General features: G+C 55.0%; 17 protein-coding genes. 13 read left to right on the top strand and 4 right to left on the bottom strand.

Features of this window, described 5'->3' with window-relative positions; genetic code table 11:
- Positions 1–56: 56 nt before the first annotated feature.
- Entirely contained in the window at positions 57–1,715 is a 1,659-nt protein-coding gene (locus tag PGR29_RS09925) for an ATP-dependent endonuclease (RefSeq protein WP_087859969.1), read from the bottom strand.
- Positions 1,716–2,110: 395 nt separating this feature from the next.
- Between PGR29_RS09925 and aqpZ the strand changes: the two genes are divergently transcribed.
- The 4 genes from aqpZ to hcr all read left to right on the top strand — a co-directional run bounded on the left by aqpZ (position 2,111) and on the right by hcr (position 6,600).
- A complete protein-coding gene (gene aqpZ / locus PGR29_RS09920) occupies positions 2,111–2,806 on the top strand; it encodes an aquaporin Z (protein WP_015367500.1) in 696 nt (231 codons plus the stop codon).
- 117 nt (positions 2,807–2,923) lie between these two features.
- A complete protein-coding gene (locus PGR29_RS09915; protein ID WP_047065549.1) occupies positions 2,924–3,823 on the top strand; it encodes a lysine exporter LysO family protein in 900 nt (299 codons plus the stop codon).
- Positions 3,824–3,967: 144 nt separating this feature from the next.
- Positions 3,968–5,620, top strand: a complete 1,653-nt coding sequence (hcp, locus tag PGR29_RS09910) for a hydroxylamine reductase (protein WP_316424465.1) — start codon at positions 3,968–3,970, stop codon at positions 5,618–5,620.
- Between the two features lie 11 nt (positions 5,621–5,631).
- Positions 5,632–6,600: an NADH oxidoreductase gene (gene hcr / locus PGR29_RS09905; RefSeq protein WP_316424464.1), complete on the top strand. Its 969-nt coding sequence runs from the start codon at positions 5,632–5,634 to the stop codon at positions 6,598–6,600.
- Between the two features lie 87 nt (positions 6,601–6,687).
- On the opposite strand, the gene PGR29_RS09900 is transcribed toward hcr, so the two are convergent.
- Entirely contained in the window at positions 6,688–7,122 is a 435-nt protein-coding gene (locus PGR29_RS09900; protein ID WP_087859974.1) for a DoxX family protein, read from the bottom strand.
- A 152-nt stretch (positions 7,123–7,274) separates the two neighbouring features.
- Between PGR29_RS09900 and poxB the strand changes: the two genes are divergently transcribed.
- From poxB to PGR29_RS09880, 4 genes are all read left to right on the top strand, one after another.
- Positions 7,275–8,993, top strand: coding sequence for a ubiquinone-dependent pyruvate dehydrogenase (poxB, locus tag PGR29_RS09895; protein ID WP_213794656.1), 1,719 nt, complete (start codon positions 7,275–7,277; stop codon positions 8,991–8,993).
- A gap of 38 nt (positions 8,994–9,031) precedes the next feature.
- Positions 9,032–10,033 carry a low-specificity L-threonine aldolase gene (ltaE, locus tag PGR29_RS09890; protein WP_087859976.1) on the top strand — a complete coding sequence of 334 codons (1,002 nt, stop codon included), beginning with the start codon at positions 9,032–9,034 and terminating at the stop codon, positions 10,031–10,033.
- A gap of 10 nt (positions 10,034–10,043) precedes the next feature.
- The gene (locus PGR29_RS09885) at positions 10,044–11,486 is read left to right on the top strand and encodes an SDR family oxidoreductase (protein ID WP_087859977.1); all 1,443 of its coding nucleotides are present in this window, start codon (positions 10,044–10,046) and stop codon (positions 11,484–11,486) included.
- An 87-nt stretch (positions 11,487–11,573) separates the two neighbouring features.
- Entirely contained in the window at positions 11,574–12,587 is a 1,014-nt protein-coding gene (locus tag PGR29_RS09880; protein ID WP_087859978.1) for an NAD-dependent epimerase/dehydratase family protein, read from the top strand.
- A 45-nt stretch (positions 12,588–12,632) separates the two neighbouring features.
- Here the strand turns inward: PGR29_RS09880 and PGR29_RS09875 are convergent, their stop codons facing one another.
- Complete coding sequence (locus PGR29_RS09875; protein ID WP_087859979.1) at positions 12,633–13,475, bottom strand: N-acetylmuramoyl-L-alanine amidase; 843 nt, start codon at positions 13,473–13,475, stop codon at positions 12,633–12,635.
- Positions 13,463–14,602, bottom strand: a complete 1,140-nt coding sequence (locus PGR29_RS09870) for a GGDEF domain-containing protein (protein ID WP_316424463.1) — start codon at positions 14,600–14,602, stop codon at positions 13,463–13,465. Before PGR29_RS09870 ends, PGR29_RS09875 begins: the two co-directional genes overlap by 13 nt.
- A 364-nt stretch (positions 14,603–14,966) precedes the next feature.
- Between PGR29_RS09870 and yahO the strand changes: the two genes are divergently transcribed.
- The 5 genes from yahO (at position 14,967) to artI (ending at position 19,095) form a co-directional block, all read left to right on the top strand.
- The gene (yahO, locus tag PGR29_RS09865; protein ID WP_045396302.1) at positions 14,967–15,239 is read left to right on the top strand and encodes a DUF1471 family periplasmic protein YahO; all 273 of its coding nucleotides are present in this window, start codon (positions 14,967–14,969) and stop codon (positions 15,237–15,239) included.
- A gap of 301 nt (positions 15,240–15,540) precedes the next feature.
- The gene (locus PGR29_RS09860; RefSeq protein WP_087859981.1) at positions 15,541–16,728 is read left to right on the top strand and encodes an OmpP1/FadL family transporter; all 1,188 of its coding nucleotides are present in this window, start codon (positions 15,541–15,543) and stop codon (positions 16,726–16,728) included.
- 145 nt (positions 16,729–16,873) lie between these two features.
- Positions 16,874–17,389, top strand: coding sequence for a lipoprotein (locus PGR29_RS09855; protein WP_015367514.1), 516 nt, complete (start codon positions 16,874–16,876; stop codon positions 17,387–17,389).
- Positions 17,390–17,615: 226 nt separating this feature from the next.
- Positions 17,616–18,344, top strand: a complete 729-nt coding sequence (artP, locus tag PGR29_RS09850) for an arginine ABC transporter ATP-binding protein ArtP (protein ID WP_015367515.1) — start codon at positions 17,616–17,618, stop codon at positions 18,342–18,344.
- Positions 18,345–18,363: 19 nt separating this feature from the next.
- On the top strand, positions 18,364–19,095 hold the full coding sequence (gene artI, locus PGR29_RS09845) for an arginine ABC transporter substrate-binding protein ArtI (protein WP_015367516.1): 732 nt from the start codon (positions 18,364–18,366) through the stop codon (positions 19,093–19,095).
- The last annotated feature ends 3 nt before the right edge of the window (positions 19,096–19,098 follow it).

Genomic DNA, 19,098 nt, shown 5'->3' with positions numbered 1-19,098 from the left:
ATGTTGGGCTGCCGCGATGTCTTGCGGCGAGACATGGCACGGTTTTCGCTGCTGGGCTAATCAGCGCGCCCGCGCGCCAGCCACAACACCCGGGAAAACATCTTTTTCAGCAACGTCGGGACGGCGTCGATTCCCCGCCGTCCAGCCTCCATCGCGACCTCTATCGCCAGGTCGGGTTTCGATGAACGGTGAATGGCTTTGGTGATCACCCGGCGCATGTTCATCGGCATATTATCCGGGATCTGCGCCACCCGATGGTAAACATCATCGAACCCCTGACGATACATAAAGTGTTCCATGTCCATCGCCGGAAGCATGGTTAAGTGTACGCGTTCCAGTTCGTTATCATTGTTGAGTAGTCCGCGCACCGTAGCGGCGTACTTCTTTCCTGCCTCATCGCCGTCAACCAGCACATGCCATTCAATCCCCATCCGGCGGGCAAATTTAATCAGCGGCTTGAGCCCGGATTGGGCGAATTCAATCACCTTCACCCCTTCAGCGTCGAAATGATGCCCGCACTGGCGCGCCAGTTCGTTGATAACCCAGGTTTCCGTTTCGCCTTCCACCAGCAACCAGCAGCGGGCAAACAGCGATGACGCGCGGTTGAAGCGAATGTGAAACGCAATGCGACGGCTATCTTCCGCATTCATCCCACCGGGACCGAGCCGCCACGCCGAAACGCGGGACGATTCACGCACCAGCCGACACACCTGCTCGACCGGCGTCAACGACAAAAGTTCGCCGGAATTGGTTGTAGTGACTCGCTGCAGCGGCAGGAGATTCAGTAAATGCCAGGCGACCGAAAGCATGATCGGATGCAACCGCGTTTCTGGATCTTCAATCAGCAGCAGCGGCCGCGCATCGCGATCGAGGCGGACGGTCCCTTTCGCCTGCAATAAAGTGGAGAACAACCCAAGCAGGATCACCCGATGACTGCGTCCGCCGGGTTTATCAATCATTCGGTTAATAATATCGAGATAGCGCCAGCTGCGTTGTTCATCATGAGAACGTCGGCGCATCAGGCGATTGCGGCTTTGCGCGCTGCTCTGCTCGGCGAAGTAATGTTCTAGCAGTTGCACCATCGCCGACAGCCCTTCGCGGATTTGCCCATCGGTGAGATTTTGCGGATGATTGACCAGTTCGCGGGAGAGAAAATCCAGCTGCCGGGCGGTAATCTCAATTTGCGGCGAATGCGGCACGGTTCCGTTGTGAATTCGGCGCATAAAGCGGGCGTCGCGCAGGCGCAATACCGGCATTAAGCGCACCAGATGGCGCGCCAGATCGTCGATATCTTGCATCTCCAGCGCCTCTCCCTGGCAGTTAATAAAACTACGCAGGGTCATCACGCTGCCGTCGTCCGCCAGCTCCCCCTCAAGGCGATAGAAAATGCGCTGATAGCCGTCATCACAGGGCACCCAGCAATCGCTAAGCGGTCGAAAACGGCGCACGCGATGGCGCCCGGGTTCATTTTCGCGGAAAGTTAAAATGATATGCAGATGATGCTCCCGCCCCTGAATATCGCCGGGGGGAAACCAGAAGTCATCGCGTACGAAATGGTACAGGTCAAACTCAGGCGATAAAAGCAGCGTCAGAGCGTCCAGCAGGCTGGATTTACCCCATGCGTTTTCGCCGATTAGCACATTGTTTTGCTCGAGCATCAACGATAAACGGTTGATACCGCGAAATCCGACGATCTCTACACGCTCAAGATGCATATCCCCTCCGCCTGGCCCACATTCTCCTTCAGTAATCAGTAGTATAGCGAGGCGCAGACAACATGGCACCCCCTGCTTCCCGCACCGACAATTGAACTCAGAAGCAAATGAGTTTGTAAGGTATCAGCTCTTGATTTCATATAATTAATAAATTAATTCATCTTCGGTAGTAGTTTATTTTTCAGCGTTGTGTTCTACACTTGCATAAATCATGCATGGTGAAAGGAAAATCATCTCATTGCTCTAAATCAAATTACATCAATTTATTTAACTAGTCCGAGGGTGGCGTTCGTCCCTAGAATAGCGACGCTTTATTTTTATCGTCATCCTTTGCGTCGATAAATAAAGACCGGCACGTCATAACGTGTTCGTTTACATTATTATTTGAGGTGGTTATGTTCAGAAAATTAGCAGCAGAGTGCTTTGGCACATTCTGGCTTGTATTCGGCGGCTGCGGCAGCGCAGTGCTGGCAGCGGCTTTCCCGGAATTGGGAATTGGTTTTGCCGGCGTCGCCCTGGCCTTCGGTTTAACCGTATTAACCATGGCTTTTGCCGTGGGTCATATTTCCGGCGGGCACTTTAACCCAGCGGTCACTTTAGGCCTGTGGGCTGGCGGTCGTTTCCCGGCTAAAGACGTCATTGGTTATATTATCGCCCAGGTTGTCGGCGGTATTATTGCCGCCGCAGTGCTGTACGTCGTCGCCAGCGGTAAAGCCGGTTTCGACGCTGCCGCGAGCGGCTTCGCTTCAAACGGTTTCGGCGAACACTCTCCGGGTGGCTACTCCATGCTGTCCGCTATCGTTATCGAAATCGTGCTGACCTGCGGATTCCTGCTGGTTATTCACGGTGCGACCGATAAAAACGCCCCGGCGGGCTTTGCGCCGATCGCCATCGGCCTGGCGCTGACCCTCATTCACCTGATTAGCATTCCGGTCACCAACACCTCCGTAAACCCGGCGCGTAGCACCGCGGTCGCTATCTTCCAGGGCGGCTGGGCGCTGCAACAGCTGTGGTTGTTCTGGGTGATGCCAATCATCGGCGGTATCCTCGGCGGCGTGCTGTACCGCACCCTGCTCGAAAAACGCGACTAACCCTCGCAAGAAGCCCGGCGACGCCGGGCTTTTTCTTTTTGTCGACAGCTTTACTCGGCCTGGCGAATTGGGTAGTGTCAGTGGCGCTATTCTTATTTTGCAAGGACCTTGCCGTTCATGTTTTCGGGACTATTAATCATTCTGCTGCCGTTGATTGTCGGCTACCTTATTCCTCTGCGTCACCCTTCCGCACTGAAACTGATTACCCGGCTGCTTAGCTGGATTGTTTACGTTATCCTCTTTTTCATGGGGATTAGCCTTGCCTTCCTCGATAATCTCAGCAGCAATCTGTTATCAATACTGCATTACTCCGCGGTCAGCATTGTGGTTATTATTCTGTGCAATATTGCAGCACTGCTATGGCTGGATAAAAAAATGCCGTGGCGAGTCAAGCATCGTCCGGAAAAATTACCCTCGCGCCTGGCGATGGCTCTCGAGTCACTACAGCTGCTTGGCGTAGTGCTAATTGGTTTCCTGCTGGGATTAAGCGGCCTCTCTTTTTTACAGCATGCGACTGAAGCCAGCGAATATACTTTAATTTTCTTATTATTCCTCATCGGTATTCAGCTACGTAATAATGGAATGACTTTACGCCAAATTGTGCTTAATCGCCGCGGAATGATTGTCGCGGTGGTGGTCGCGGCCAGCTCATTATTTGGCGGAGTGATTAATGCCCTTATTCTTGGTCTGCCCATTAAAACCGGTCTGGCGATGGCATCCGGCTTCGGCTGGTACTCTCTTTCCGGAATTCTAATGACCGAATCCTACGGCCCGGTCATTGGCAGCGCGACATTCTTTAACGATCTGGCCCGCGAACTGCTGGCGATAATGTTAATCCCCGGCATGGTAATGCGCAGCCGCTCTACCGCGCTTGGGCTGTGCGGCGCAACCTCGATGGACTTTACTCTGCCGGTGCTACAGCGCTCCGGCGGCGTGGAAATCGTGCCTGCAGCCATCGTCCACGGTTTTATCCTCAGCCTGCTGGTGCCGGTGCTGATGGCGTTCTTCTCAGCCTGATCCCCCTATGGCGGTAGGCTCCCTACCGCCAAAATTGCGCTAAATCAATCTCCCTTTAAGTTGTGTCAGAAATACCTTTTCTCCATACGGCGACAGGCATAACCTTAAACATGTATCTAAAATATAACTTTAAAAGGTGTGATCATGTTTTGTGTGCAATGTGAACAAACTATCCGTACGCCGGCAGGAAATGGCTGTTCTTACGCGCAGGGTATGTGCGGTAAAACCGCTGAAACCTCCGATTTACAGGATCTGCTGATTGCTTCGCTGCAGGGCCTATCCGCATGGGCCGTTAAGGCACGTGAATACGGCATCATCGATCATGAGGTGGATAATTTCGCCCCGCGGGCGTTCTTCTCTACTCTAACCAACGTGAACTTCGACTCGCCGCGTATCGTCGGCTACGCCCGTCAGGCCATCGCGATGCGCGAGGCGCTGAAAGCGCAATGCCTGAATATTGATGCCAAGGCCTCGGTCGACAGCCCGGTAGCCGCTCTGCAGTTGGTTAGCGATGATCTGGGCGAGCTGCAACGTCAGGCGGCGGACTATACGCCAAATAAAGACAAGGCCGCGATCGGTGAGAATATCCTCGGCCTGCGCCTGCTGTGCCTGTACGGCCTGAAAGGCGCCGCGGCCTATATGGAACACGCGCACGTGCTCGGTCAGTACGACAACGACATTTACGCCCAGTACCATAAAATCATGGCGTGGCTGGGTACCTGGCCTGCCGATATGAACGCTCTGCTGGAATGTTCGATGGAAATCGGCCAGATGAACTTCAAAGTGATGAGCATCCTCGACGCCGGTGAAACCACGAAATATGGCCACCCGACGCCGACCCAGGTCAACGTTAAAGCGACCGAAGGTAAGTGCATCCTGATCTCCGGGCACGATCTGAAAGATCTGTATAACCTGTTAGAGCAGACTGAAGGCACCGGCGTTAACGTCTATACCCACGGTGAAATGTTACCGGCTCACGGTTACCCGGAGCTGCGTAAGTTTAAACATCTGATCGGTAACTACGGCAGTGGTTGGCAAAACCAGCAGGTTGAATTCGCCCGCTTCCCGGGGCCCATCGTGATGACCTCGAACTGCATCATCGACCCAACCGTCGGCGCCTACGACGACCGCATCTGGACTCGCAGCATCGTCGGCTGGCCGGGCGTCAATCATCTGGAAGGCGAAGATTTCTCCCCGGTTATCACCCAGGCGCAGCAAATGGCCGGCTTCCCGTATAGCGAAATCCCGCATCTGATCACCGTTGGTTTCGGCCGCCAGACGCTGCTAGGCGCGGCGGATACGCTGATTGATCTGGTCAGCCGTGAAAAACTGCGCCACATCTTCCTCGTCGGCGGCTGCGACGGCGCGCGCGGCGAACGTAACTACTTCACTGATTTCGCTACCAGCGTACCGGACGACTGCCTGATTTTGACTCTCGCATGCGGTAAATACCGCTTCAACAAACTGGATTTCGGCAATATCGAAGGCCTGCCGCGTCTGGTCGACGCCGGTCAGTGTAACGATGCCTACTCGGCGATTATTCTCGCAGTAACGCTGGCGGAAAAACTGGGCTGTGGCGTAAACGATCTGCCGCTGTCGTTGGTGCTCTCCTGGTTCGAACAAAAAGCCATCGTCATCCTGCTGACGCTGCTGTCGCTCGGGGTGAAAAACATCGTCACCGGCCCGACCGCGCCTGGCTTCTTCACGCCGGACCTGCTGGCTGTCCTCAACGAGAAGTTCGGTCTGCGTTCCGTCACTACCGTAGAACAAGATATGCAGCAGTTGCTGAGCGCATAAGGAGTCACCGCATGACAATGCCAACTCAACAGTGCCCGTGGCGAATGCAGGTTCATCATATTCAGCAGGAAACGCCGGACGTATGGACGATTTCGTTGCTGTGCCACGACTACTATCCCTATCGCGCCGGGCAGTACGCGCTGGTTAGCGTGCGCCATTCGGCGGATACGCTGCGCGCCTACACGCTCTCCTCAACGCCGGGGGTCAGTGAGTACATTACGCTGACCGTTCGTCGTATTGACGATGGCGCAGGCTCACAGTGGTTAACCCGCGATGTAAAACGCGGCGACTATATCTGGCTGTCGGATGCGATGGGCGAGTTTACCTGCGAAGATAAAACAAGCGATCGTTTTCTGATGCTGGCCGCAGGCTGCGGCGTGACGCCTATTATGTCGATGCGCCGCTGGTTGGCGAAGTACCGCCCGCAGGCGGATGTGCAGGTTATCTTTAACGTGCGTTCGCCGAAGGATGTCATTTTCGCCGAAGAGTGGCGTCAATACCCGGTCACGCTGGTGGCGGAACACGACGCGACGCCGGGCTTTATCGCCGGGCGCCTCACCCGCGAGCTGTTGCAAAGCGTGCCGGATCTCTCCAGCCGTACCGTGATGACCTGCGGCCCGGCGCCTTATATGGAGATGGTGGAACAAGAAGTGACGGCGCTTGGCGTGACGCGTTTCTTTAAAGAGAAGTTCTTTACCCCGGTGGCGGAAGCCGCTACCGACGGATTGAAATTTACCAAGCTGCAGCCGGCGAAAACGTTCTACGCGCCGGTCGGCACCACGTTGCTGGACGCGCTGGAGAGCAATAAGGTACCGGTGACCGTCGCCTGCCGCGCTGGCGTCTGTGGCTGCTGCAAAACCAAAGTGGTTGCCGGCGAATACAGCGTAACCAGCACCATGACGCTGACCGATGCGGAAATCGCCGACGGCTACGTGCTGGCCTGCTCCTGCCACCCGCAGAGCGATCTGGTTCTCGCCTGAGGTCAAAATCCCCGGTGGCGCTACCGCTTACCGGGGCTACAGGACCGTAGGCCGGATAAGGCATTAATGCCGCCATCCGGCACTTTTTTACCGCCAGACCGACTGACCGGCCAACGAATAACGCCCTGCCCCTAATAGCGCAATCGCCAGCGCGCCGATAAAGAAATAGACCAGGCTTTCAATCGCCCATGCGCCGACGGCATCCAGCTCGAATGTCTTACCTGTCCCAACCATCAGCCAGGCCACCACCATGGTAAACGCCAGCACCAGCGCCGCCGGGCGCGTCAATACGCCAAGAATAAGCAAACAAGGCGCGACGACTTCCCCCACCAGCACGCCGTAGGCAATAAATCCCGGCAGCCCTTTCGCGACCAGCATACCGCTGATGCCATCCACACCGTCGATTAGCTTATGCAGACCGTGAAATAACATTAAGCCGCCAACGGCAAGTCGTAACAAGAGTTTACCGGCGTCTTCATGCGATAGCGTTTTATTTACTGTATTTAACAATCCCTTAACCATTTGATGTTCTTCCTGTTTTACACCCTGTGTGCTCCCAGAGTATGCGCAATATTCCATCAATAAAACCAGCGAAAAATAAGGGGCAATCGGCAACACAACCTGCAGTTTCATCTAAGCTTGATAGCGTTATCACAAAAAGGAGATGGAAAACCATGAAACAGACCGTGGCGTCATACATTGCAAAAACGCTTGAACAAGCGGGCGTGAAACGTATTTGGGGAGTGACCGGGGATTCCCTCAACGGCTTGAGCGACAGTTTAAACCGCATGGGTACCATCGAATGGATGCCGACCCGCCATGAAGAGGTTGCCGCCTTTGCCGCCGGCGCGGAAGCACAGCTCACCGGCGAACTGGCGGTGTGCGCCGGTTCCTGCGGGCCTGGCAACCTTCATCTGATTAACGGTCTGTTTGATTGCCATCGTAACCACGTACCGGTGCTGGCCATTGCGGCCCATATTCCGTCGAGCGAAATCGGTAGCGGCTATTTCCAGGAAACGCATCCGCAGGAGCTGTTCCGCGAATGTAGCCACTACTGCGAGCTGGTCTCCACTCCTGAGCAAATTCCGCAGGTGCTGGCTATCGCCATGCGTAAGGCGGTGATTAACCGCGGCGTGTCGGTGGTGGTCCTGCCCGGCGACGTGGCGCTAAAACCGGCTCCGGAAAGCGCCAGCAGCCACTGGTATCATGCCCCGCTTCCCACGGTCACTCCGGCGGACGAAGAGCTGCACAAGCTGGCGCAGCTTATCCGCTACTCGAGTAATATTGCCCTGATGTGCGGCAGCGGCTGTGCCGGCGCGCACCAGGAGCTGGTGGATTTTGCGGCGAAAATTAAGGCCCCTATCGTCCATGCCCTGCGCGGGAAAGAGCACGTCGAATACGACAATCCTTACGATGTTGGCATGACCGGGCTTATCGGCTTCTCTTCCGGTTTCCATACCATGATGAACGCCGACACGCTGATCCTGCTCGGCACCCAGTTCCCCTATCGCGCGTTCTATCCCACCGACGCCAAAATTATCCAGATCGACATCAACCCCGGTAGCATCGGCGCGCACAGTAAGGTAGATATGGCGCTGGTGGGCGATATCAAATCGACCCTGAAAGCGCTGCTGCCGCTGCTGGAAGAGAAAACCGATCGCCGCTTCCTCGATAAAGCGCTGGAGGATTATCGCGAAGCGCGTAAAGGGCTTGACGATCTCGCCAAACCCAGCGAAAAAGCGCTCCATCCCCAGTATCTGGCGCAGCAGATTAGCCGCTTTGCCGACGACGACGCGATCTTTACCTGCGACGTCGGTACCCCCACCGTCTGGGCGGCGCGCTATCTGAAAATGAACGGCAAACGCCGCCTGCTGGGTTCGTTTAACCACGGCTCGATGGCCAACGCCATGCCGCAGGCTATTGGCGCCAAAGCGACCGCGCCGAATCGCCAGGTCATCGCGATGTGCGGCGATGGCGGTTTCAGCATGCTAATGGGGGATTTTTTATCGCTGGCGCAGATGAAGCTGCCGGTGAAAATCGTCATTTTTAATAACAGCATTCTCGGCTTCGTGGCGATGGAGATGAAAGCCGGCGGCTATCTGACCGACGGTACCGAGCTGCACGACACCAACTTCGCCCGCATTGCCGAAGCCTGCGGGATCAAAGGGATACGCGTCGAGAAAGCCTCGGAGGTTGATGAGGCGCTGCAAACGGCCTTTAGCACCGACGGCCCGGTGTTAGTCGATGTGGTGGTAGCCAAGGAAGAACTGGCGATCCCGCCGCAAATTAAGCTGGAGCAGGCCAAAGGATTTAGCCTGTATATGCTGCGGGCGATTATCAGCGGACGCGGCGATGAAGTGATCGAACTGGCGAAAACCAACTGGCTCAGGTAAAACAATGCTATCACCCTGAATCAGAACAAGGATATGCCGTGATAGATCTTCGCAGTGATACCGTAACTCGCCCCGGGCGCGCCATGATGGAGGCCATGATGGCCGCCCCGGTCGGGGACGATGTGTATGGCGACGACCCAACCGTCAATGAACTCCAGCGCTATGCCGCTGAGCTCGCTGGTAAAGAGGCGGCGCTGTTTCTGCCTACCGGCACCCAGGCCAACCTCGTTGGCCTGCTTAGCCACTGCCAGCGCGGCGAAGAGTACATCGTCGGCCAGGGCGCGCATAACTATCTGTATGAAGCCGGCGGCGCAGCGGTGCTGGGCAGTATTCAGCCACAGCCGATCGATGCCGCGGCGGACGGTTCGCTACCGCTGGATAAAGTCGCGGCCAAAATTAAGCCCGACGATATCCATTTCGCCCCCACCCGCCTGTTAAGTCTGGAGAATACGCACAACGGTAAGGTGTTGCCGCGGGGCTATCTGCAAGAGGCCTGGGCGTTCACCCGCCAGCGTAATCTGGCGCTACACGTCGATGGCGCGCGTATCTTCAACGCCGTTGTAGCGTACGGCTGCGAGCTGCGCGATATCGCGCAATACTGTGATTCGTTCACCATCTGCCTGTCAAAAGGGCTCGGCGCGCCGGTCGGTTCTCTGCTGCTGGGCAGCGAAGCGTACATCCGACGCGCCATTCGCTGGCGTAAAATGGTCGGCGGCGGGATGCGTCAGGCTGGCATTCTGGCCGCCGCCGGTCTGTACGCTCTGCGAAATAACGTTACCCGTCTGCAGGAAGATCACGACAACGCCGCGTGGATGGCGGAACAGCTACGCGCCGTCGGTGCTGACGTGATGCGCCACGACACCAACATGCTGTTCGTGCGCGTCGGTGAGGAGCAGGCACGCGCCCTCGGCGAATTCATGCAGGCTCGCGGCGTGTTGATCAACGCCTCGCCAGTCGTGCGTCTGGTCATGCATCTCGATGTTAACCGCCAGCAGTTGACGGAAGTGGTCGGCCACTGGCAAGCCTTTTTACAACGCTAAGGAGTCAGGCGTGTCGCAATCTATTCTGGTGCTCGGCGCCAGCGGCTATATTGGCCAGCATCTGGTGCGCGAATTAAGCGCACGAGGTTATCCGGTGTTGGCGGCGGCACGCCATATCGACAGGCTGCAGAAGCTCGATCTTCCCGGCGTCACCTGCCACGCTATCGACCTCAATCAGCCGCAGGATCTCCCTGCTCTGCTTCGCGGGGTTGATACCCTTTACTACCTGGTACATGGCATGGGCGAAGGCGGCGATTTCATCGCCCATGAACGCCGCGTCGCCGTTAACGTGCGAGATGCCTTGCGTCAGACGCCGGTGCGCCAGGTCATCTTTCTCAGCTCGCTGCAGGCGCCAGCCCAGGAGCAGTCCGACCATCTGCGCGCCCGCCAGGTGACGGCCGATGTCCTACGCGAGTCAGGGATCCCCGTTACCGAGTTACGGGCGGGTATCATCGTCGGCGCCGGATCCGCCGCTTTTGAAGTGATGCGCGACATGGTTTACAACCTGCCGGTGCTTACGCCGCCGCGCTGGGTACGATCGCGCACCACGCCCATCGCGCTGGAAAACCTGCTCTACTATCTGGTGGAGTTACTTAACCATCCGGCTCGCGAGCACCGCGTCTTCGAGGCTGCCGGTCCGGATGTCCTGAGCTATCAGCAGCAGTTCACCCATTTTATGGCGGTCAGCGGCAAGCATCGCCTGTTGATCCCTATCCCCTTTCCGACCCGCTGGATTTCGGTGTGGTTCCTGAACGTTATCACCTCGGTCCCCCCCACCATCGCTAAAGCGCTGATTCAGGGGCTAAAACACGATCTGATCGCCGACGATCGTTCGCTACGCGCGCTGATCCCGCAAACGTTGATTCCCTTCGATCAGGCGGTGCGTCGTACCCTGAAAGAGGAAGAACAGCTGGTGAACTCCAGCGACTGGGGCTACGACGCTCAGGCTTTCGCCCGCTGGCGGCCGGAGTATGGCTACTACCCAAAGCAGGCAGGCTGCACCGTCAGCACCCAGGCGAGCCGTAAGGCACTGTGGCAGGTGGTGAACCAAATCGGCGGCAAAGAGGGCTACTTCTTCGGCAATATCCTGTGGAAAATCCGCGGCGCTATGGACCTGCTGGTCGGCCACCGCCTGGCCAAGGGGCGACCGCAGCATGATTATCTGCAAACCGGCGATACGGTAGATAGCTGGAAGGTGATTATTGTGGAAGAAGAACAACAGTTAACCCTATTGTTTGGCATGAAAGCTCCCGGTCTGGGTCGTTTAAGCTTTACTATTAGCGATAAAGGCGACCATCGCGAACTCGACGTTCGCGCCTGGTGGCATCCACACGGCATGCCCGGCCTGTTCTACTGGCTACTGATGATCCCGGCGCATCTGTTTATTTTTCGCGGCATGGCGCGACGCATCGCCCGCCAGGCCGAGCAAATCACAGGCAAAAACGAAGATTAAGCGTTATTCTTTCATGATTCTCATTGCATACTCGGGAGAATCACGGAAAAATGCGCACGAAATTCTTTTCTGGGACAGTAGATTGATATGAAGGTACTGGTTACCGGTGCGACCAGCGGATTAGGCCGTAATGCGGTGGAATATCTGCGCAACAAGGGCATCAGCGTGCGAGCGACCGGGCGCAACGAAGCGATGGGTAAGCTTCTGAGCAAAATGGGCGCGGAATTTATTCCCGCTGATCTAACCGAACTGGTCTCTTCGCAGGCTAAAGTGATGCTCGCCGGTATTGATACGCTTTGGCACTGTTCCAGCTTTACCTCGCCGTGGGGTACCCAGCAAGCCTTCGATTTAGCCAACGTTCGTGCGACTCGTCGTCTTGGCGAATGGTCCGTTGCCTGGGGCGTACGCAATTTCGTCCATATTTCATCGCCTTCGCTCTATTTCGATTATCACCACCATCGCGATATTCAGGAAGATTTCCGCCCGCACCGCTTCGCCAATGAGTTCGCCCGCAGCAAGGCGGCCAGCGAAGAGGTTATCAACCTGCTGGCGCAGGCGAACCCGCATACCCGCTTTACGATATTGCGCCCGCAAAGCTTGTTCGGGCCGCATGATAAAGTCTTTATTCCGCGCATGGTGCAGATGATGCGCCACTACGGCAGCGTGCTCTTGCCGCGCGGCGGTAACGCGCTGGTGGACATGACTTACTACGAAAACGCGGTGCATGCGATGTGGCTTGCCAGTCAGCCGCAGTGCGACCACTTACCTTCCGCGCGGGCGTGGAATATCAGCAACGGCGAGCCGCAGACGCTGCGCAGCATTGTGCAGAAGCTCATCGACGAGCTGGGCATCAAGTGCCGAATCCGCTCGGTGCCCTATCCGATGTTGGATATTATTGCCCGCAGCATGGAGCATTTCGGTAATAAATCGGCAAAAGAACCGGCTTTCACCCATTACGGCGTTTCGAAGCTCAATTTCGACTTTACCCTCGATATCTCCCGCGCTCAGCAGGAACTTGGCTATCAGCCGATCGTTACCCTGGATGAGGGGGTTACCCGTACCGCCGCGTGGTTAAAGGACCACGGCAAACTGCACGATTAAAACCATCGCTTACGGCAGCAAACCATCCTGTTTGCTGCCAAAGGTTTACCCTTGCCCATATTTTTCCAGCAACGCCTCGGCGATGGCCTGCGTTTGCGCATCGGCCACGCCGTCCCAGCGTGCCGGCCTGAAGTGCATCTGGAAGGCCATAATCACCCGTTTTTGCTGCGCCGGAGTCATCTCTGGGGTGACCTGATAGCCGTAGCGCGACAGCAGGTCTAACAATTCTCCGCTATCAACCGGTTGCCAACTCGGACGCCCTTGCAAATAAAAGGCGACACGTGAATCATCAGGCCAGGCGCCAATCCCCTGCTGCGCCAGCGCTCGCCACGGGAACAGCGGGCCAGGGTCATCCTTGCGCTGCGGCGCGATATCGGCATGAGCGACGACGTTTTGCGGCTGAATGTGATAGCGGGCAATGATATCTTTCGCCAGCGGGATAAGCGCTTCAATTTGCGCCGGATTGAATGGGGTAAAACGTTTTATATCGCCATTTTTTTGCCAGCCGCGATTTTCCAGCTCAATACCGATCGAGGTATCATTGATGCGCGTGCTGCCGCGCCAGAAGCTGATGCCGGCATGCCAGGCTAAATCTTCCTCCGGCACCAGTTGCCAGATACGCGGTTTACCGTGGTGCAGCGGCGGCTGCTCGGGAATTAAATAGTGTGAACTGACCTCTTTGTCGGTCAGGGTCGCCAGCGAGACATCAAAGTTATCGGCGGTATAGTGAATGACCAGGACTTTAATACGCGGATAGGCCGCCTGTGCCGGATGGCGGGTATCCAACTGATAACCCTGTTTGTCGACAATACCCTGCTCCTGCGCACAGCCTGCCAGTAGCAAAGCGGCAAGCGCAAGCTGGAGAATACGCTTTCCTAATAAGACCATCGATTACGCCCTTCCTGCTTAGCTTTATACAGCGCAGCATCCGCCTGCGCGATCAACTCTGAAGGTGGAGTGCTTCCCTCTGAGGCAACAATTCCCATACTGACCGTCACCAGCGGCCCGGCATCGGATTTGGCATGCGGCAGCGCCGCTTCGCGAATCTTCTGTTGGATCCGCTGCGCCACCGCCGTAGCGTTATCTAATGATTGCAGCGGCAGAACAATCACAAACTCCTCGCCGCCATAGCGCGCCACCATATCATCCTGCGCGCGCACCGACATTTTCAATACCGAGGCGATACAGGAAAGGCAATAATCTCCCGCCTGGTGCCCGTAGTGATCGTTATAACGTTTAAAGAAATCGACATCGAGAATAATAAGCGCCAGCGGCTCTTTACCTTCCCACGCCTGAGCTAAAAAATTGTCCAACGCCCGGCGGTTCGCGGTCACCGTCAACGCATCCTGATTAGCCATGTTTTCCAGACGGTTAATCAGCTGAATATTCTCCTGATGGGTGTTCCAGGCCTCGTCATACCAGCGCTGCAAGATCTGACGGCCGTATACCATAATAGCGGTACATATTCCCCAAAGGATTAAAAAACGTAAATCGACGCCGTGATGTATTTGCACCCCTGCAAGCAACGAGGTAACCCATAAAGGAACAAGATAAGCCGCAATGCCCACCGGGAAATAATAGAGCGCGGCAAGACCGGTGGTCATTAAAATAACCAGCAGCGGCCACGCGAACGGCAATGACCAGAAAATGATGAAGCAGTAACTACTCATCGACCAACATAAACTGAGGATCAACAAGATAGCGGAAATCACTTTTGTAGCATAGGTACCACTTAATATCCGCCCGGAGATAACCATCAGGCAAAGCGCCAGCGAGAAAACAATAATGGCCCCAAGCGCCATCTCCAGATAAGGAATAATATAATGGTTAGACAACCTTTGGTGATCGAACTCGGTGAACAGAACGTTGCGGAAGATGACCATCAAGGCAAAGGAGATATTGACGAACGCCAGCCACGGCATGCTGCGCGACAGCGCGTGCTTTTGTACATTTTCGCGATTGGCCCACAGCATCGTTCGATTTTCGCGCGGATCCAGCCGTTGTTCTGTCGGCATAGCTACTCCTTTTTCAGCTTCCGGACAATGCGTTAAGCTGCCTGCGGTGACTTTTCTATATGATAAACCATCAGCCCGGGAATGTCTGTTGCCGGCCGCTTCAGCCACTCGCTGCTTAACGTCATTTTCAGCTAACGACAGATAAAAAAGGTCTTACGACCCGATACAGTCTATTGCGCAATAAAAAGCAAGCGTTATCAATGAGAACCACGTCATCTTTTCTTTAAAAAATCGTTAATTAAAGGTCATAAAAATGCAGCATTTTGCTTGAAAAAAAGACGGGCTTGATTCACTCTGAGGGCGCTCATTGGTTAGTTAAAACAAGGGCATGATGATAGCAAGATAAACAATGGAGATTAATAATATGAAATATGCAGCTTTAGTGGCAGGTGCAGCATTGTTTTTAACCGCGAACGCATTTTCTGCAGAAATTCTGAGCAAAGAAGATTTCGCTAAAGTACAGGGTCAATACCACAAAATTGGTACCATCTCCTCTACCGGACAAACTGCGCCGAGTGATGCGCGCGAAGAACTGATCAAAAAAGCCGATGAAAAAGGCGCTGACGTTGTGGTTCTCTCTTCCGGCAATACCGATAAGAAACTGCACGTATCCGCGAATATCTATAAGAAGAAATAATTAGTTATTACTGATATAGAAACATTATCATCGCATGGTGATAATGTTTCTTACTTATTACTCGGCGAACATTTATTTTTATACTCTTTTTCCATTTACCCCTCGTTAATAGTCATATCAAATATGCGCCATCATCAGGATGGTCATTCGCATAACGTTTAAAATAGCTAAACCACTCCGTTATCGGACTCGCAATACATCCCCCGGACTATCAATATAAATCCGATGCTATAACAGATATGCCCACTATACTTTTGTGGCATAAGAATATGCTCGCGTTTTACATTACCGCAGGTGGCAAATGAAAAAAATCGCATTCCTTATTTCTGGGTTGCTCTGCTCTGGCTTCAGCCATGCCAGCGCACTCTATTTTTATGAAATCGGCACCGAAGACGTCGGCCTGGCAGGCGCAGGTCAGGCCGCCCGCGCGCAGGACGCCTCCACCATCGTCACCAACCCAGCCGGCATGACCCGGCTGCCTGACCATATGTTTACCGGCGGCGCGCAGGTCATGGGCGGCGATATCCCGTACCAGATGAATAACGACCACGGCGGCAATAGCCCTGGTAACGTGATGAATCTGTTCCCGAACGCCAGCGGCTTTTATGCACAGAAGATTAGTGATGATATTTATGCCGGGATCGGTCTGTACGGCAACTACGGTTTAGGCATTGATTTTGGCAACTGGGCCGGCGACCGTCTTATCAAGAAAAGTACCATGGTGGCGATGACGCTGAGCCCGTCGCTGGCGTGGAAACTTAACGATCGGCTCTCTGTCGGCGCATCGGCCAACCTGAACTACGGTTATTTATCGCTGACGCGCAACGTCGACGGTAATGATGAGAAAGATAAAGATCATGACTGGGCGATGAGCTACCGTCTGGGCCTGTTGATGCAGTTGACCGACCAGACGCGCGCCGGCATCACCTGGAACAGTAAAACCGATTATGACTTTAACGTTAAGGGCAAAGCGCGTTTCCCCAATTTACCGAACGTTGCGTATGATTTGCCACTCTCCGCCCAGGTCCGCGCGCCGCAGCAGATCATGCTCAGCATGGTCCACGATATTAATAAACAGTGGTCGGTGATGGGCGATCTCGGCTGGCAGGACTGGAGCCAGTTCGGCAGCCCGCAAATCACCGTTGCCGGTCACGAAAGTCATAAAAATAACCGCCTGAAGGATTCCTGGCATAGCGCCGTCGGCGTGCAGTACCGGCCGACCGAGCAATGGCGTCTGAACGCCGGCGTCGGTTTCGACAGTACGGTTTATGATTCGCAAAGCGACACGGCGCTCTCCCTGCCAACCGGCGATGAGTGGCGCTTCGCTACCGGCGCGCAATACCAGATAACCCCCGCCAGCAATATCGGCGTCGCGGTATCTTATCTACATATGCAATCTTCCCACGTAAAATCTCCGGAAATTATCGCCGGCAGCTACGATCACCCTTATCTGTGGTTCGCCAGCGTCAACTATAGTTATCAGTTCTGATGCGCCGGCTGCCCGCGCAAGAGGCGCGGGCGCCGATGGTCGTTGTCACATCAAGGTCTTAGCTCTTTGCGTCAAGTACAATTGTCGCGCTTACGCTATGCTTTAGCAGAATCTAACAACGTAGTGAGTTCATAAGGAAATCATCATGCGCTACAACATTCTTGCACTTGTTTTGCCTTGCGCACTGGCGCTGAGCGCCTGTACCACCGTGACCCCGGCTTATAAAGACAACGGCACCCGCAGCGGTTCCTGCATCGAGGGCGGCCCGGACGAGGTAGCGCAGCAGTTCTATGATTATCAAATCCAGCACCGTAATAACGATCTCACCGCGCTGCGCCCGTATCTGAGCGACGATCTGGCAAAACTGCTGAACGACGCCCGTCAGGACCCGTCGCGCAACGCGCTGCTGCAATCGAATCCATTCTCCAGCAGTTCCACCCCGGCGGATAGCGCCGACGTCGCCAGCGCCTCAACCATCCCGAACCGCGATGCGCGCAATATTCCGCTGCGCGTCGAATTGAAACAGGGTACTCAGAGCTGGAAAGATGAAGTGCTGATGATTCAGGAAGGCCAGTGCTGGGCGGTTGATGATGTCCGCTATCTTGGCATAAACAGCCACGCTCCGGCCGGCTCGCTGCGTCAGAGTCTTGAGAAACGCTAATTTCGGCGTTAAAGCCACCCCGCTGAAACGATAACCCCGGTAAAATGTCGGTATTCCGTGCGGTAATGCCGACATTTGTTCCCCCCTACCACACGAACCCATATTTTGTGCTAACTTTAGTGATAAATGTGGTTTACATTTAACTTTTAACGCATAAATATTGCATAACTATTCTGTCAAAGGTACTATTTGCGGCCTCAATAGCTATTTGTATCAGACTGCCCAGATGAGTATTAAACTAAACGGCATTAATTGCTTCTACGGCGCGCACCAGGCGCTGTTCGACATCACGCTGGATTGCCCGCAGGGGGAAACGCTGGTGCTCCTCGGCCCAAGCGGCGCCGGTAAAAGCTCGCTGCTTCGCGTACTCAACCTGCTGGAGATGCCGCGTTCCGGTACCTTAAACATCGCCGGTAATCAATTCGACTTCACCAAAGCGCCGTCTGACAAAGCTATTCGCGAGCTGCGCCAGAATGTCGGGATGGTCTTCCAGCAGTACAACCTGTGGCCACATCTGACCGTGGTACAAAACCTGATCGAAGCCCCGTGCCGCGTGCTGGGCTTAACCAAAGATCAGGCGCTGGCGCGCGCCGAAAAACTACTTGAGCGTTTACGCCTTAAACCTTACAGCGATCGCTATCCGCTGCATCTGTCAGGTGGTCAACAGCAGCGCGTAGCGATAGCCCGCGCGCTGATGATGGAGCCGCAGGTGCTGCTGTTTGATGAACCCACCGCCGCGTTGGATCCGGAAATTACCGCCCAGATCGTCAGCATCATTCGCGAACTGGCGGAAACCGGAATCACCCAGGTTATCGTTACCCACGAAGTGGAAGTGGCGCGTAAAACCGCCAGCCGCGTGGTGTATATGGAAAACGGGCATATCGTTGAGCAAGGGGATGCTAACTGCTTCGCGCATCCGCAAACCGACGCCTTTAAAAACTATCTTTCACATTGATGTTTTCGGGGAAATAACGATGAAAAAAGTACTGATTGCCGCTCTGCTCGCGGGCATGAGCCTTTCCGCTACCGCAGCCCAGACTATCCGTTTCGCCACCGAGGCCTCCTACCCTCCGTTTGAGCTGGTAGACGCCAACAACAAAATCGTCGGCTTTGACGTCGATCTGGCTAACGCGCTGTGTAAAGAGATGGACGCGACCTGCACCTTTACTAACCAGGCTTTCGATAGCCTGATCCCAGGGCTGAAATTCCGCCGCTTCGACGCCGTCATGGCCGGTATGGATATCACCCCTGAGCGTGAAAAACAGGTGCTGTTCAGCACCCCGTATTATGAAAACTCGGCGCTATTCGTCGGCCAACAGGGCAAGTTCACCGGCATTGACCAGCTGAAAGGCAAAAAAGTTGGCGTGCAGAACGGTACTACCCATCAGAAATTTATTACTGATAAACATCCGGAAATCACCACCGTTCCTTATGACAGCTACCAGAATGCCAAACTGGATCTGCAAAACGGCCGCATTGACGCCGTCTTTGGCGACACGGCGGTAGTGACCGAATGGCTGAAGAGCAATCCGAAGCTGGCCCCGGTGGGTGATAAAGTGACGGATAAAGACTACTTCGGTACCGGCCTCGGCATTGCGGTTCGTCAGGGCAATACCGAGCTGCAGCAGAAATTTAACGCTGCGCTGGAAAAAGTGAAGAAAGATGGGACGTACCAGACCATCTATAGCAAATGGTTCCAGAAGTAACGC

This window comes from Klebsiella sp. 141203 (assembly GCF_032601985.1).
Taxonomy (GTDB): domain Bacteria; phylum Pseudomonadota; class Gammaproteobacteria; order Enterobacterales; family Enterobacteriaceae; genus Klebsiella; species Klebsiella aerogenes.
Note: the sequence above shows the minus strand (reverse complement) of the source record. Positions and strands in the feature narration are given on the sequence as shown.